The organism is Candidatus Fukatsuia symbiotica (genome assembly GCF_003122425.1).
GTDB classification, from domain to species: domain Bacteria; phylum Pseudomonadota; class Gammaproteobacteria; order Enterobacterales; family Enterobacteriaceae; genus Fukatsuia; species Fukatsuia symbiotica.
This window is the reverse complement of the sequence record NZ_CP021659.1, coordinates 1,622,217-1,639,034: the sequence shown is the minus strand read 5'-3', so window position 1 is coordinate 1,639,034 and position 16,818 is coordinate 1,622,217. Positions and strand designations below refer to the sequence as shown.

7 protein-coding genes are annotated in these 16,818 nt (G+C 43.8%); 6 read left to right on the top strand and 1 reads right to left on the bottom strand.

Annotated features, from left to right (window positions below; all coding sequences use genetic code 11):
* The first annotated feature begins 403 nt into the window (after positions 1-403).
* From CCS41_RS07985 to CCS41_RS07975, 3 genes are read left to right on the top strand one after another with little or no spacing between them, the layout of a single operon-like run.
* Positions 404-4,936, top strand: a complete 4,533-nt coding sequence (locus CCS41_RS07985; RefSeq protein ID WP_072549667.1) for a YopJ family acetyltransferase — start codon at positions 404-406, stop codon at positions 4,934-4,936.
* On the top strand, positions 4,933-8,997 hold the full coding sequence (locus CCS41_RS07980; protein ID WP_119797457.1) for a TcdA/TcdB pore-forming domain-containing protein: 4,065 nt from the start codon (positions 4,933-4,935) through the stop codon (positions 8,995-8,997). Before CCS41_RS07985 ends, CCS41_RS07980 begins: the two co-directional genes overlap by 4 nt.
* A gap of 35 nt (positions 8,998-9,032) precedes the next feature.
* Positions 9,033-9,602 (top strand): hypothetical protein, encoded by a 570-nt coding sequence (locus CCS41_RS07975; protein ID WP_072549665.1) that lies wholly within the window; start codon positions 9,033-9,035, stop codon positions 9,600-9,602.
* Positions 9,603-9,876: 274 nt separating this feature from the next.
* On the opposite strand, the gene mfd is transcribed toward CCS41_RS07975, so the two are convergent.
* Positions 9,877-13,329, bottom strand: coding sequence for a transcription-repair coupling factor (mfd, locus tag CCS41_RS07970; protein WP_072549664.1), 3,453 nt, complete (start codon positions 13,327-13,329; stop codon positions 9,877-9,879).
* Between the two features lie 214 nt (positions 13,330-13,543).
* Here mfd and lolC point away from each other — a divergent pair, with 214 nt between their 5' ends.
* From lolC to lolE, 3 genes are read left to right on the top strand one after another with little or no spacing between them, the layout of a single operon-like run.
* Entirely contained in the window at positions 13,544-14,746 is a 1,203-nt protein-coding gene (lolC, locus tag CCS41_RS07965) for a lipoprotein-releasing ABC transporter permease subunit LolC (RefSeq protein ID WP_072549663.1), read from the top strand.
* A complete protein-coding gene (gene lolD / locus CCS41_RS07960) occupies positions 14,739-15,488 on the top strand; it encodes a lipoprotein-releasing ABC transporter ATP-binding protein LolD (RefSeq protein ID WP_083429565.1) in 750 nt (249 codons plus the stop codon). Before lolC ends, lolD begins: the two co-directional genes overlap by 8 nt.
* 2 nt (positions 15,489-15,490) lie before the next feature.
* Positions 15,491-16,747, top strand: coding sequence for a lipoprotein-releasing ABC transporter permease subunit LolE (gene lolE / locus CCS41_RS07955; protein WP_072549662.1), 1,257 nt, complete (start codon positions 15,491-15,493; stop codon positions 16,745-16,747).
* Positions 16,748-16,818: the final 71 nt, after the last annotated feature.

Genomic DNA, 16,818 nt, shown 5'->3' with positions numbered 1-16,818 from the left:
CTACTCTGTGGTATGAATTACGGTTTTGCAAGAAGTTTAATGATTATTAAGTCTTTTACATTTAATTAGCGTGAATGCTACTCGTGCTCTCATGTTATTATTTACGTATCATCATTGATATTTAATAGGAACATATAAAAGTGGTATTTTCTATCTCCACTGATATGTCATCCTTTACACCCAATATATTATTTTTTACTTATAAATATAATAATTTTGAATATTTTATATTTATAAAATTATTTTTAATAAATAATGGAGAATAGGTTTAAGTTCTATTTATAAAATAAAAAATCTAACCAGAGAATATAAATATATTATGACGTCTCCGCGTTAATATTCAATTTCAATCGATATAAAAATCGAGTTAAACGGAATTTTTATTTAAATTAGAGATAATTTCATGCCAACAGCTCATAGAGTTCACACAAATCCAGTAAGCACACCTCAGAAAAACGACCATTGGACAAAGAAGGTACAGGAAACATTCAGCTCCTTTGAAAACGGTGAGAAGCTTGCATTACAAAAGCTGAAAATATTATTTCCATTAAAGACTGAAAAAGAAATTGGAGATATATGGAAGAGCTTTAATATATCAGGTGAAATGCGGCAGCGATTGGTTTTTGAACTGGCCGGTGAGGGGAGCATTCCTTTATGGGCTGAAACGCATAAAACCGCGTCAATGGACGTTAACAACCTCCATCGATTTGATCACATTCGTAGTATCACCGATTCGATGATTGCTCAGCTTCAAAGGGGTAACAAAATTAACCCTCAGCACTCTGCTGTTTTCTATTTTAGCCCCCAATTTCTTGCCGACTATGCCCAAATAAGTGGCTATCAAACTAACGACAAAGGTGCTCTCTTTAGAACCGATATGAGCGGGGTATTTCGTGGCGATCATCGGACACCAGATGAATTGGCTATGGATGGAAAAATGTTGGCTTTCAATGGAGGACATTCCGATCAACACACCACGGAAACGACACTTTGTACCAGCACCGACTATCGAGATGGTGTCGATTATGGTCACACTCATGTGGGGGAAGCGGGACAATTCAACTACGGTTACCAGGATGCAGAAAGCCCTGATCCATCCGATTCAGATTCCATTGACTCACAGCCTTCTGAACGCTTGCGTGAGCATCAAACAGATGGGTTTGTCTATTTGATCGATACACGAGGTTTGGAGGCTGTACCCATCGCAGACAATCTTGTGCTTAATCCACACAAATCAGTGGAGGCGGGTGGTGTTATTCCCGCTGAGGTACACATTTCTGCTCTTAGCGGCACAGGGATTACGTCTGATCGCATATGGTTGGTTAACTCTTTGGGTACCAAAGCCGTCAAGATTGATGCACTGTATAAACATTTTCCTCAACAGCTTTCCGATCTCAATAGTCGGACGTTAAATGGTGAAAAATCATACATCTACGATGCCCTATTCGACGATGCCGCTTTAAAGGGAATCGCGGTTTTGGACATCAGTGAAATGACCCGATCCGGTGCCACACAAAATATTCGTGATTACCAACATCCTGACTATTCCCGTGTAGATGCTGGCATCACTCTTTCTTCCATCGTTGTGCCCACCGCCAGTACTTCCGTAAAATTGCCCACATCACAAGCAGTACAGAGATCAGAAGCTCATTCCGAGAGACATAGCTCACATGAACTCATTAATGTCACTATCGATGATTTTCTAGACAAATTAGTAAACTATTTTTTAAAAATAAAAAAATCGATTGATAACCATATTCAAATGGGCGCTTCTGATTCTTTAACTTGGGACAAAAAATTTTTAGCGCCAATTGTCGCATTGGCTAATGAAAAAAAACCGGGATTAGATCTGTTTTTATGTGATAACCCGGACGATTTTGTCAAAAAAATAAAAACATTAGTGGGGTCAGATCACCAGAATCAGGTAAAAACCGCGCGATTTATTGTACCCAGTTGTGATGGTGGGCACTTTGCTGCTTTTGATTGTAGGGTAACAACTGAAAATAAAATATCCATTATTGGCGTTGATTCGTCATCAAAAATGGGAGCAGGCATATTAACAATGCAATTATTAAAGATATTGTCTACAAAACTGCCCAATGCTTCATTTAAGATGATGTTGACTTTTCTACAAAGTAGCCATGGTGAGTGTGCTATTTTCAGTCTTGCATTAGCCAAAAAAATGTTTGAAGAACAGACAATCTTTCAGGAATTACATGAAAAAAATCTTGCAGGTCAATTGGTTTCTGTTGCTGATCCAAGCAGCCCTTATTTAGAGCCTAAGGATTCATACCGTTATCTTCCCGCGACCATGATGAAACATTTTCAGTCGCAAAGGGAGCTAAATGAATATCTCGCACAGAATCCAAAAGCAAGAGACTTGATAATTAACAACAAAAGGCAAACATTAGCGACTAGATTACAGCAGCATAGGACTTTCACCAGCAGTCATGGACCAGAAGGAGGAGTAATAACCTGTTCTAATTCTATTGAATTAGAAAGAAAAAAAATAATTCTCTCTCTTATTACTGAGCTCCTTAGCAATCCAGAAGATACGTCTAAAAAAATTCAACCATCGCAAGCCATTCCTCATCTAGGAAGTGAAGAAGAAATAAAAGAAATCTCATTTGCTTTTGATCAGCACAAAGATTTTATCGAGGTACTCGGAGACTTGATACCTGATAATCTCAAAGGCAGTTTGTCCAAGGCTTTTTCTAGACAAGTTATGCTGGAGACGCTTATTCGTGGGCCGAATGGCGTCAAAGAATTTATAACTTGGCTAGAAATTTTGGTTGACGACTATCTCGTTTATAAGGATTTGACTGAGTATCTTGATATTGATCGCTATCTCACTCCCAAAGACCAATATCGTCGCCATCATCGGGGAATCATCATCACACATCTAGGATTATTACAATCTGAAAATACAGAGATGTGGAGAGAAAAATTTGATAGTAGTGGTCTTCGGATAGCGAATAGTCATTTTACACAGGATCCTGCTGATGATGTGTTGAACGTTATTAAGCGTGCTAATTATAAAAATTTTATGGATCAATTAAGAACGCTTACTGAAAATAGTTACATTTTTATCGATGCAATCACCTCAGATACGAAAAATTATGGTGCGTCAGCGATTACAGTCGACGAAGAAGGGGGTAAGAAAATCTGGTCGTACTTCGATCCCGATAGCGGCTACCAGGTATTTGCTCATTACGATGATTTTCGGCAGTTTATGGATCACCACTTTACAGGCATTGATCAAAGAACACTCTCTATTCATTTTCAAAATTTTAGAGGTGTTGAGGGAGAAGGGCAGTCACCTCCTGATGATCTACCGGCTCAATACGAAAGCGGCAGCAGTAAGCAGCTTGAATATAATGATAAAATTCATGTCATAAAAGATGCGATACAGCGAAGACTCCCTATCTATATGGCTAAAAATGTTACCGCTACCATCACCTCATATTCTGAACCTGTAGAAGATAATGATAATAATAAAATTATTCCGTCCGTCACCGTTGACGTGGAAGTGAGAGGTTCAGCCCCAGAAATACAGACAAAAGTCGTCACTGTCGTGATCCCTGCGGGTGATATCGAAGAAATACAGAAAGCGCTGAAATCTAACCGTGATAAAATTGTCAAGTTCGAAGGTCACACATTGACGATGACCGAAGTTGACACCTGGAACCCACTGAATATTACGCCCATGCCCGATGGGGGAGAGAGTGACTATTCGTTACAATTGATTATGCAGCTTGAAAATGACTTGGCGTCGAGACAGGCGGCAACAGCATTAGCAAGCAAGCATGCGCGCGGAACGGTAGTATTTCAACTCGATAAGCAGGGTGGATCCCGTAACGTTTATGGTGAGAATGAGCTAACAATACCGCCAAGAGAAGCAAAAAAACAGCTACGTGTGCAGTTTCCAATGCACGGTAATCATGGCGAGTATCAGCAATATCTTGCCGGACAAACACCCGCAGAATTGGCGAAGAATTTCGCCGTTTTCATGCGTAAATTGAGACAACAATATCCACATCTCCCAGAGATTGACCATATCAGTTTGGTGGCCTGTGAAGCAGTGACCCCTGACAAGCGCTCTGGTCTTCTTTGGCAATTTGCCGACGAGCTTATTAAACAAGGGATAACACATAAGACCATTTCTGCCTATTCAACAAAAATCGGCGTCAGTCCGTTATCAACGGAAGAACAAACTATTTCTCCAGGCCGGAAAATAACACCATTATCTAAATTTGAAGGCTATTACTATCACCATGATAGTCGATTCAAGGCGACACTAGAATGGGATAGCGTTCAAAGGAAACATATTCTTCTTCATCCGGCAAAAGAGAAGGTATGGCAGTTAATCTATTGGATGACGGGAGAGCAGGCTGTGACCAGCTTGGGACAGCCAGGATCTTCCGAACGTAAAGTTTCTCAGCGGATTGAAGCGCATCGTGTGGCATGGAACGAAAAAATGCAGCGGGCGCAACAATGGTTAGACATGCATCCAGAGTTAGAAAATTCACCGTTATCTCAGGTGGCGGAGCAGGTGAGCGCATCCGAGAGTCTATTGTCCTCTCCTACCATCACACCCTATGACGAGGTGTTAATCAAACAGACAGATCGCGCGCGAACGGTCATGGAAGTTCAACGATTAGAGCAAGCAGTGTCTAATGAAATTGATCGACAGGAAAAGATGTTAACTCGCCAGGAAGGCAAGGCATATCGCTTTAAACGATTAGGTGCTACCGAGGAAGGTAAGACCTCGCTCATTTTTGTTCCCGTCGAGGAAGAACCAGAAGGAGAACTTAAGCAAGAAAAAAGGCTGACGGAGAAAACCCGTCTCAGCGAGAGCGATGTTTTTACCCACATGCGCAATAAAATGGCTGAGGTGGAACCCGGGATCGCAGAGACAGAAGGATATCTACCATGAATTTCGCCTTTCTGGCTATGCACCTATTTTCACAGCAGCATCAAAGCTATCTCTCGCCGTGGAAACAGTTTGTCGGCAATGCCAATTTTATTCAGATATTGCATGGTGTCGCACAGGATATCGGTAATATTGTCAAAACAGTAAAAATATTGAGCGGAGTAGGGACCCAAGCGGAAGGCATGTTATCCAAGCTCCTGGGTGGCACGGGGGTGGTCCATACAGGTAGCATAGTGAGTGTGGCGGTTGATATTATTAATCTTGTCAATGCTATTGATATGTTAGAGAGTATGCCTCCCGGCGCAAAAAAAGACATTGCCATCGCCCGGGTTGCTCTCGCGAGCACACAACTGGCCGTTGATAGCAGTTTTGCGGTATTAGGGGTGGTGGCGACATTTTCTCCGGCTGTTGCTAGCGCTATGGCGTTCGCTGGGCCTTTGGCTGTTCCTTTTGCGGGGTTGATGATAGGCGCAAATGCTTTGCTTGAGGCGATGGAGCATAATCATGAGCACCACCAAGTGGAGTTGGATCAGCTCCTCGCCCCTTTTCGCCATGCCATGTCGAAAACAGCCCTCACCCCCACGGGCATCGCGAAAATTGACCACAACAACCCTCATGTTGTTGCCCTTGAGCCGTATGTGCCACTTAAAAGGATATTGATAAAAGGGAATAACCTCTCGGTTCAAGTGTCTGATATAGGGATACCCCATTTCTATGCTGAGAGCGGTTTGCGAGAACATACATCGGATTATGGCTCCTCGCTGAGTGCCTATACGGCTTTCGGTTTTGATATGACGAAGTGCTACCTACAATCGGTTGCTTTGCCTTCATCTAGCACTTTGGTATTACCTGCTGCTCTAGACGGATATTATGATTTTTCACATGATGTTCAGATTTCTGGGGAGTTAGATGGCGTCGATACATTTAATACATTTTATGCACATTATGGCGATAAATTCTTCAATATTGAGCATCATTGGGATGGGTATCATGGCCCCAATAGCGTTAAATTCTACCCCCGTGACACGGCATACGTCATAACATTAGACAGCGGTACACGTCGGATTGTTTTCCAAGATACGTCAGAAGTGAAAAAAATTCCTGGCCAGAATCATGACGGGCTTACCAATACCGACATTCCAACGCCTTATACCATGAAGTTTTATCCGGATACACCTGTGTACGGTCATCTACCCACCCCGATGACCGATAGGGCACACGCAAAGCTGTTAACCTATACCTTTCAAGGGGGAGGGGGAACCACTTCTATCGATCTCCCTGATGACTCACGGCACATTACACTTGAATCGAGTACCGAACGTGTAAAACGAGAAAATGAATCCTGGGTATTGGATATCACCCCTGATAGGTTAGCGGACTTACTGGACTACCAAAAAGCTTGGCTTGTATTACAGCAACGTGTCGGCCAGCGCATTCCATTCAAAGCGTTACTGTCAGAATTAAGGAAAATGGGGCTGGATGAAAAGTCCATGGAGACTGTCAGAGAAACACTGATACGTGATTATGCTGATCATGGAAAAGCGGTAGTGTTATATGGAAAAACACACGCTCTTACAAAAGCACGCACGGATGAACTCGCACTGTGGAGCGATTTAGAAAGAATTAGAGAGCAAATAAATAGTAGCCATCCCTCTTTTTGGAAGGAATTATGGGGAAGGCTTAAAATAGGGGCTAGAGAAGCCTATGAAGTGCTGGCAGGCGACATGAGAGAACAATGGAATTATGTCGATTATGAGTTGCTTCACAGTCGTGTCCAGCGGGTCAACACGATTACCGAAGCGGAATTGCAAACATCCGTATTAGGTGATTATGAATTTGCTGTGAGCGATATTGTGGCTTTAGCTACACCCTGGGTGACGGCCACACAAGAGAAAAATAAAACGGCCATTATTGCATTGCAACAAGCACATACTGATCAATTGGCCTGGAATAAGAGCGTTGAACACGGGTACCTTCAATTAGGCAATAGAAGAATAGAGATAAAGAATGGCTCTCCTGGCGCGATCATGCTGACTATGCGCCCTGTAGAACTGCCTGGAGTGACGTTTCATCTCTCGGAAAGGGGAACATTAACGGCCCCCACCGCCGAAAAACCCACAAAATTTTTGTTGAAAGTGACCTTGGATAGCGATGATCTCAATGCATTATCCGACGAAAATCTCGCTAACATTCAGACGGTGGTACAGCAGTATTTCAACAGCGATAAGTTTACCCTTCATGGGCAATCGGATAACGGATTGTCTGACGTTTATCTTCGTTCCGTCACGTTGTCGGGGGTAGTATTCAAGCTGAGGTCGGTGTCAGTAAAAGAAAAGGCGCCAGTGGCCTCGGCAGCTTTACCTGATGAGGTCAAACACTCCTCTCCACGACAGGCGTCGACTGTCACCCAGAAATTTGCTGTTACCGTGGCGGCGGAGAGCCTAACGGCATTATCGAGCACGAGCCTGGCCGAGATCCAGCGTATCATGCAAAGCACTTTTAGTAATAAAAAACGTTTTATTGTCGACCCACAAATTCCCATCAGTGCTCAAGTTGCAGAGGGTGAATTGGCCACAGGGGTGCTAAATTTAGCGACTCAGCGTTGGCAAGCCGTTAGCACACATACAAATGCTGAGGGGGTTCTCGTTCCTATGCTTCATACCAGTGATGGAGGGGTAGTTACATTCCCGGCTTGTACTACTGCTCAAGTCGCTTACGATCCCGGAAAAGCACAGCTTTATGTTGAAAGTATTAGCACAGAGCCTCATGGCGTTATTAAAAAATTACGCGCCCGCTATGATTATGATGGGCCAGAAGGTCATCGCTATCAGCACATTGAAATCTACTTGCATAACCAGTACATGGAACGAGAGGCTATAGGTGCATCACCTTCACATTCAAGAAAAGAAGGTGATCGAATACGCTTGCCAGAGAGTGAGTTGATGGCATTCATCAATGATCCTAGCCAACACCTTTTGTGGGTGTCGGCTCTGCAAGAGCTTACCGTACCTGACTTTTGGTCCAGTGATACCAGACTAAAAATAAAATTCAACGGTTTAGCTGCAGATTTTATCTTTAATGATGAATACATCACCTCTGCTAACAGGAGAGAGTGGGACCCCAATAAAGATGTAGTCTTGTTTAAAAAAGCCCAGTGGGATTCAAAAACAAGCGGTCATCGATTTATTCTATCCCGTGACGGCCAAAATAACATGCTGACTATTATTGCAGGCAACACTTCTCAAACGGGTACGGTGACGTCGTTTGATGTGAGTAGCATCAGCAGAGACATTCCGTCAGAGGTATTAGGTTCACTCTCTTCTTTGACTCTCTCTGTTGGAAATAATACAAACACCGTCGACTTATCAGCCTTTCCTACGATCCCCTTCACTGTTTTTGCTCAAGCGGGCACAGACATCGTGGGTGCGCGGCCAGATACTACGGTTTTCTTACATGCACAGGGATTATCACATGTCACATTTAAGCTGAGTGCATTACCTCGGGTGCCCGGAGAAATGACCCCACGATGGACACTCGCCGGCCTGAACATAGATGATCGCATGGCACTACGAGAAGATAATCTCATAAAAATAGTAGGGACATTGAGACACCAAGCCACCGGCAAAACTCCTTTTCAGCTGAAACCCACTGTGCCACTTTATATCAACAGCCATAATGGTGAACAGGCAACAGGATCCTTTGATACTTCCCGCCAACGTTGGTTAGCGATGAGTCGCCCTATTATAGGGGCTCAGACTCAGTCATTACCTACGTTGTATAGCAGTGAAGGGGATAACTTCACCCTCCTCACCGACTCGAATCAAATCGGTTACGGGCATGATGGCCTCTATGTGAAGAGCGAGGTCACTTTGATGCGTAATAGCGCTAAAGAACCGTTGGTGCAGCTGAGCTACCGTTACTCCCCTTACCTACGGGAAGGAGAGCGTTATCGGCAGCTCATCGTGCGCCTGGGTGACAGTGATCACTATCGGACCGAGGCGTCCGATCAGCGCTCTCTACTACAGCAGTTTCGGGAGGGGAATAGCGGGGCGTCCCCCCCTTAATGGCGTGGTTGCGTAAACTGAATCCTTAAGAGCCAGTGATTATCATCGATACGATTAGAAATGACGCGGAATGCTTGTATTGGAACGGTCAAACCCTCCAGAAAAAAGCCGCTGGATCTGTTTTCACTCAGGCTGACGATGCTGACATAGAAAATTATATGTCGCTTGGCTTTGAAAAAAACGCTTATTATTCAGGTGGCATAACAGATGATACCTACGATTATACTCCTGAGGAGAGGAATATGATTATTCATGATGGCGGCGGCAATGACACACTGGTGTTAGCGGAGGAGATCAATGAAACTGAGATTCAGTTAAAAAGGGAAAGTAATCATCTTCGTGTCATTATTACGTCTGAAGAACACGCTGATGTGGCAGATAATCTCCGTGGTGTCGTTTTTGCCGATTATTTTACTCCGTCACCTGTGAATAAAATTGAGGCAATACAGGTTGGCGAAAATCGTTATGATACGGCTAAACTGGTGGAGGCGATGCATTCATTTCTCAGTGAAAAAGCCCGGACGGGCGATCCCGTCAGTCTGCATTCGTTAATCGAAGACCGAGGCAGTCGGCAACATTTGTTGGTTACGAACACCTCGACGTGATTTAACCGACGCGATAGAGAAGATCTCAGCATAACCAGACATCAAATAATTTTAATTGATTTGTGTTAAATTTAAGTTTAATTAATCTTAAAGATAAGTCTCAAAAAAGTTACTTGTTTTTTATGTAGCAAAAAAGAGATGAAAATTCATAGTGCTATGAATACACAATAAGATTATTTCAATAATTTTTTGTTGTCTGGGGGATTCTTCTACATTGCATGCTCCACGTATAAAAATTTTGAAATTTTCTCATTTTATTTGTCTGATCATTCATCTATACGGTAATAAGATGCTGTTCGAAGGTCGACAATAACTCCTCAACAAATTTTAATCGTTGTGTTCTGTCGCTCAGATCCTGCATAAATTTAAGTTTTGTGGGACCCTCTAACCGATAGATCTGTGGTTGATGTTGTAGTAATCCAATTAGATGACTCGGATCGATGTGATGGTTAGCACCAAATTCAATAAATCCGCCACATTCATTACTTTCGATCCGTTTTATCCCCAATTTTTGTGCTTGTTGCCGTAATGAGGCTGTCTGCAATAGATAGAGAGTGGCGTCAGGTAAAGATCCGAAACGATCGATTAACTCGACTTTTAATTCATTCAGCTCTGCGTTATTCGCTGCATTTGCAATACGTTTATAAAGTGATAAACGAATATTGACATCAGGGATAAACGTATCCGGCAGTAATACCGGCATGCGCATTTCAATTTCTGTTTGATAACGAAGCAGATCTTCTAGCGAGGGTTCACGCCCAGCTTTCAACGCATCAACCGCGTTTTCCAGTATTTCCATATAAAGAGAAAAGCCGATGGTTGTCATCTGACCACTTTGATCCTCACCCAATAATTCACCTGCCCCGCGAATTTCCAGATCATGTGTCGCCAAAGCAAAGCCAGCACCTAAATCTTCCAACAAAGCGATGGCTTCAAGGCGTTTCTGAGCATCGCCAGTCATTTGCTTTACATGAGGAGCTAGCAGATAGGCATAAGCTTGATGGTGAGAACGCCCCACGCGACCGCGTAGCTGATGAAGTTGTGCCAAACCGAAGCGATCGGCACGTTCAATGATGATGGTATTAGCGCAGGGAACGTCGATTCCGGTTTCAATAATGGTGGTACAGACTAAAACGTTAAAGCGGTGATGATGAAAATCATTCATGACTCGCTCAAGATCCCGTTCACGCATTTGCCCATGACCGATAGCAATCACGGCTTCGGGAACCAATTTTGCCAGTTTTTCTGCCGCTTTTTCGATGTTTTCGACTTCGTTATACAGATAAAAAACTTGCCCACCTCGTAATATTTCACGCAGAATCGCTTCACGTAGCACTAAAGCGTCATATTCTCGTACGAAAGTTTTTACCGCCAGACGCCGCGCCGGTGGCGTAGCAATGATCGATAAATCACGCATTCCACTCATTGCCATATTTAGCGTACGTGGGATAGGCGTGGCAGTCAGCGTAAGAATATCGACATCAGTGCGCATGGCTTTGATCCGTTCTTTATGGCGCACACCGAAACGATGTTCTTCATCGATAATCAATAACCCCAGATCTTTCCAGCGTAGATCCGCTTGCAATAATTTATGTGTGCCGATGATAATGTCGATTTTACCTTCGCTGGCTTGTTGCAAAATGGCTTGCTGTTCCTTGGGACTACGAAAGCGGGACAACATTTCTATCCGTACTGGCCAAGTAGCGAAACGATCACGAAAATTATCAAAATGCTGTTGTGCGAGCAGGGTTGTCGGTACTAATACTGCGACCTGTTTGTTATTGATAAAGGCTAAAAATGCAGCACGCATGGCGACTTCTGTTTTTCCGAAACCGACATCACCACATACCAACCGATCCATGACTAAGGGTTGGCACATATCGTTCAATACAGCATGAATAGTCTGTTCTTGATCGGCTGTGGGTTCGAATGGAAAACCTTGGCAAAATAGAGAGTACTGTTCATCATTCTGTTGAAATTTAAAGCCAGGTTTAGCGGCACGCTGGGCGTAAATGTCCAGCAATTCAACGGCAACATCACGTATTTTTTCCGCTGCTTTTTTTCGTGCCCGGTTCCAAACATCGCCACCAAGCCTATGTAACGGTGCATTTTCGTCTGTGCCACCACAATAGCGACTGATAAGAGACAGGGAGGAAACAGGGACATAAAGTTTATCTTCACCCGCATAGATCAGTATCAGGTATTCCGCTTGAATGCCGCCCGTTTCCAATGTTGTCAGCCCGAGATAACGTCCTACACCGTGTTCCAAATGCACTACAGGTTGACCTGGGTTTAATTCTGCCAGGTTACGGATCAGCGTGTCGGTATTAATAGTGCGTCGATTGTCTTGGTGTCTACGGTTAACCCTTTTACCGAGTAAATCACTTTCACAGATCAACGCACGTTGTTGTTCAGTATCAAGGAAACCGCATTCAGCGGCGCCAATCATCAGATAATGCCCGGGTTTTGTTGCTTGTGAGAGCTGACTAATTACGACTGGGTGGAGTTTTATTCGTGCCAATAGCGTTTGTAAGCTTTCTTTACGGCCTTCACTTTCTACTGAAAATACTAGGCTGCCGCTAAATTGTTCGCTAAAACAACGCAAATTATCCATAGGGGCTTTTTGCTGAGCCTGTATTGTCAATATTGGCAGAGGTTGATAAGACAAATTGGTATTAGTGCTTTTAGTTGTCAGTGTTTCACTCTTTAGCTGTATACGTGGCCACCGTTTCAGTTGAGAAAAAAGTGTGTTGATATCGAGCCATAATGCATCGGGTGCGAGTAAGGGGCGCATCGGATCCACTCGACGGCTCTGATAGCGTTGGTTGATATCTTGCCAGAAAGCGGTGGCAGGGGCGACCAAATCGCCGACATTAATCAACAAGGCATTCTCTGGCAAATAGCTAAATAATGTCGGTAGAGGTTGACTGAAAAACAGTGGCTGCCAATATTCGATCCCGACAGGCCAAATACCTTTACTAACTTGTTGATAAACATGCTCTACATCACGCCGTACTTCAAATTTTTCTCGCCATTGGCAACGAAACAATTCGATAGCCGCTTTATCGGTAGGAAACTCATGGGCGGGTAACAGGTTAATTTGTTTGACTTCTGATAATGTGCGTTGTGAATCAGTATCAAATAGGCGCAAACTATCGATCTCGTCATCGAAAAAATCAATACGATAAGGTTCTTCACTGCCCATTGGGTAGAGATCTAACAAGGCTCCACGGGTAGCAAATTCACCGTGTTCAATCACCTGATCAACACTACGGTAGCCTGCCTGTTCAAGTTGAGCACGTAATTTATCACGGGAAAGATGTTGCCCTTTTTTCATCAGCAGCGCATGACTGTGAAGAAATTCATGAGGACAAACACGTTGCATCAACGTATTGATCGGTAAAATAATAACACCACAATCCATTGTGGGTAATTGATAAAGGCAAGATAAGCGAGAGGAAATAATATCCTGATGTGGAGAAAAACTGTCGTAAGGCAAGGTTTCCCAATCGGCAAGGATAGAAATAGGTTGTGTAGAAAATTGCGGAATTTCATCACGCAATCGCAGTGCGCTTTGCATATCCGTAGTAATTAACACCACTAATCCGGTATGACGATCGATGATCTCTGCACATTCAATAGCATAAGCGGCGCCGACTAATTGACCTAACTGACGTGTACCGCTGCGGTGCTGGGGTAATGAGTAACGCTCTATTCGTGGTGACATAAGTAATTAAATAATTCCGGCTCGACAAAATTCGATAAAGTTCAATAAATGCTAACAGGAGGCTTATTCTAGCACGTAAGCGGGCAGGGGCGTCGATCTGTGCAATTTTTGCGATAAAACTCGCATATATAGAAGGTGGGTGGTTCCATAAAATTGATCTAGCCTTTACTATCAGCAATCACTTGGTGTTAGCAACGGGATCTTCGTCGATTTCATGTATCAACCTGTCGCATTATTTATCGGTCTGCGTTACATGCGTGGGCGGGCTTCTGACCGTTTTGGACGGTTCGTTTCGTGGTTTTCGACCATAGGTATCACGCTTGGAGTGATGGCGTTAGTTGTGGTGTTGTCTGTGATGAATGGGTTTGAGCGTGATTTACAAAATAATATTCTGCGACTGATGCCTCAAGCGTTGATCACCACCGAGCAGGGATCTCTTGATCCGCAAGAAATACCTGTTTCGGCACTGAAAGAGCTGCGAGGTGTCAGTGAGATTGTTCCGCTAACGACCGGTGATGTGGTTCTACAAAGTGCACGTAGCGTCGGGGTAGGGGTGATCCTGGGTATTGATCCACAGCAGTATGAGCCACTTGCCAATTATCTTATCAACGTACGCCAAGACGTTCTACAGCCGGGTAGATACAACCTTATTATCGGGGAAAAACTGGCGCAAGAACTGGATGTTGAGCAGGGAGACACCCTGCGTCTGATGGTACCCAGTGCTAGCCAGTTTACCCCAATGGGGCGTATTCCTAGTCAGCGTCTATTTAATGTTAGCGGTATCTTTGCTGCTAATAGTGAAGTTGATGGTTACCAACTATTGCTCAATCAACAAGATGCTTCACGCCTGATGCGTTATCCGTCGGGTAATATTACCGGCTGGCGATTATTCTTGCTGCAACCACTGCAGGTCGATCGCTTGCAACCACATCTACTCCCTGCAGGGACATTATGGAAAGATTGGCGAGCACGTAAGGGTGAGCTTTTTCAAGCGGTACGTATGGAAAAAAATATGATGGGGTTGTTGTTAAGTTTAATCATTGCGGTAGCCGCCTTCAATATCGTCACTTCGTTGGCGTTGTTGATAATGGAAAAACAAGGTGAGGTGGCTGTTTTGCAAACCCTGGGGCTTAGCCGTGGAAAAATTATGAGCGTATTTATGGTACAGGGTGCCAGTGCCGGTATTATCGGTGCATTGATAGGGGCAGGGATGGGCGTTTTGTTAGCCAGTCAGTTAGCGACTTTAATGCCTCTTTTGGGTTTGTTGATTGACGGTGCTTCTTTACCTGTCGCTATTGAACCGCTGCAAGTGGTGCTGATTGTTTTACTGGCAATTCTGATAGCACTGTTATCTACGCTGTATCCTGCTTGGCGTGCTGCTGCTGTTCAACCTGCGGAGGCATTGCGCTATGAATGATTGTCTCTCTCAGTATAAAAACGAGTTGCAATGTGAAAGTTCACCAGGATCCGAAAATTTGTTGCAATGTGAAAGTCTATGCAAAAGCTATCAAGAAGGCTCACTGCGTACCGATGTATTGCGTAATGTCACTTTTACTATGCAAACCAAAGAAATGATGGCGATTGTTGGCAGCTCAGGTTCTGGCAAAAGCACCTTATTACATCTACTCGGTGGTTTGGATTCACCGACCTCCGGTGAGGTTATCTATCAAAATCGTTTTCTTAATCGGCTGTCTTGCCGTGCGCGAGCGGAATTGCGTAATACTGAGCTTGGTTTTATCTATCAATTTCACCATTTACTACCGGATTTCACTGCACTAGAAAATGTGGCGATGCCATTGTTAATTGCGGGTAGTAAGAAGGCCGCCGCCCAGGATAAGGCAAGTGAGATACTGGTAGCGGTTGGATTGGAAAAAAGAAGTCAGCATCGCCCCTCTGCGTTATCTGGTGGTGAACGTCAACGGGTGGCGATTGCACGTGCTTTGGTTAACAGCCCCTCGTTAGTGCTAGCGGATGAACCTACAGGTAATTTGGATCAGTATAATGCGGACAGTATTTTCAATTTATTGGGTGAATTGAACGTGCATCAAGGTACGGCTTTTCTGGTTGTTACCCACGATTTGTCATTGGCAAAACGGCTCAGCAGACAACTTGAGATGCGTGATGGTCACTTGCAACTACCTCTTATTCTGGAAGTGTAATAATGCTTAATTTGCCACTGTCTCTTACCATTGCGCTACGTTTTAGCGCGGGTCGTCGTGCGAGTCGTAGTGGAAGCATGGTATCGCTGATTTCAGTGATATCCACTCTGGGGATTGCGTTGGGGGTAGGGGTATTGATCATTGGACTGAGTGCTATGAATGGTTTTGAGCGTGAGCTAAAAAATCGGATTTTGGCGGTGGTTCCACAAGGTAAAATTGCTTTTTTAGAACAATCAGTTAATACCTGGTCGGCTACTGTAAAAAAAATTGAGCAAGTGACTGGGATTATTGCTGCTGCACCCTACATTGATTTTACTGGCTTGATGGAGCATGGATCACAGCTACGAGCGGTACAGATAAAAGGTGTCGATCCGCAATCTGAAAAAAGACTGAGTGTATTGCCAAACTTTGTACTCAACCACGCTTGGGATAATTTTCACGCGGGTGGACAGCAAATTATTCTGGGAAAAGGTTTGGCTGATGTGCTGGCTGTAACACAAGGCTCATGGTTGACAGTAATGATCCCAAATCATGAGTCTACGATGAAATTACTGCAACCGAAACGCATTCGCTTACAGGTGGTTGGAATATTTCAGCTCAGCGGTCAGTTAGATCACAGCTTGGCATTCATACCTTTGGAGGATGCACAACAATATTTGGAAATGGGTGACAGTGTAACAGGGATCGCAATAAAAGTAGCCGATGTTTTTAATGCTCAGCAATTGACACGTAACGCCGCGGAGGCAACACATTCTTATGTTAATTTTAGTAGCTGGATTGGCACTTACGGTTATATGTATCGTGATATTCAGATGATCCGCTCTATCATGTACTTGGCTATGGTACTGGTTATTGGTGTTGCCAGTTTTAATATTGTTTCTACTCTAGTGATGGCAGTAAAAGAAAAAAGTTGTGATATTGCGATATTACGTACCTTAGGAGCGACAGACAACCTGATCCGTGCGATCTTTATTTGGTACGGTATATTGGCAGGGCTGGTGGGTAGCGTCAGTGGTGTTATTGTGGGCACCCTGGTTTCTTTGCAACTGACATCTATTATTAACGGATTGGAAAAATTGCTAGGTCATCAATTTCTCTCAGGAGATATTTATTTTATTGATTTTCTTCCCTCTGAATTGCGTGGGATTGATGTGATCTCTGTGCTGATGACCGCTCTATTACTCAGTTTATTTGCCAGTTGGTATCCTGCTAAGAAAGCCAGCGGAATTGACCCTGCACGAGTATTAAGTGGGCAATAATGAACGAAGAGAAGAGGTTAGTTGTATTTGGCGTTAATTTTAAATCATTTTAGTTACAACATACAGATAAA

Excerpts from the sequence above, each read along its gene's own strand:
- lolC (WP_072549663.1), top strand. The coding sequence starts at position 13,544 with ATGTATCAACCTGTCGCATTATTTATCGGTCTGCGTTACATGCGTGGG.
- lolD (WP_083429565.1), top strand. The coding sequence starts at position 14,739 with ATGAATGATTGTCTCTCTCAGTATAAAAACGAGTTGCAATGTGAAAGT.
- mfd (WP_072549664.1), bottom strand. The coding sequence starts at position 13,329 with ATGTCACCACGAATAGAGCGTTACTCATTACCCCAGCACCGCAGCGGT.
- CCS41_RS07980 (WP_119797457.1), top strand. The coding sequence starts at position 4,933 with ATGAATTTCGCCTTTCTGGCTATGCACCTATTTTCACAGCAGCATCAA.
- CCS41_RS07985 (WP_072549667.1), top strand. The coding sequence starts at position 404 with ATGCCAACAGCTCATAGAGTTCACACAAATCCAGTAAGCACACCTCAG.
- lolE (WP_072549662.1), top strand. The coding sequence starts at position 15,491 with ATGCTTAATTTGCCACTGTCTCTTACCATTGCGCTACGTTTTAGCGCG.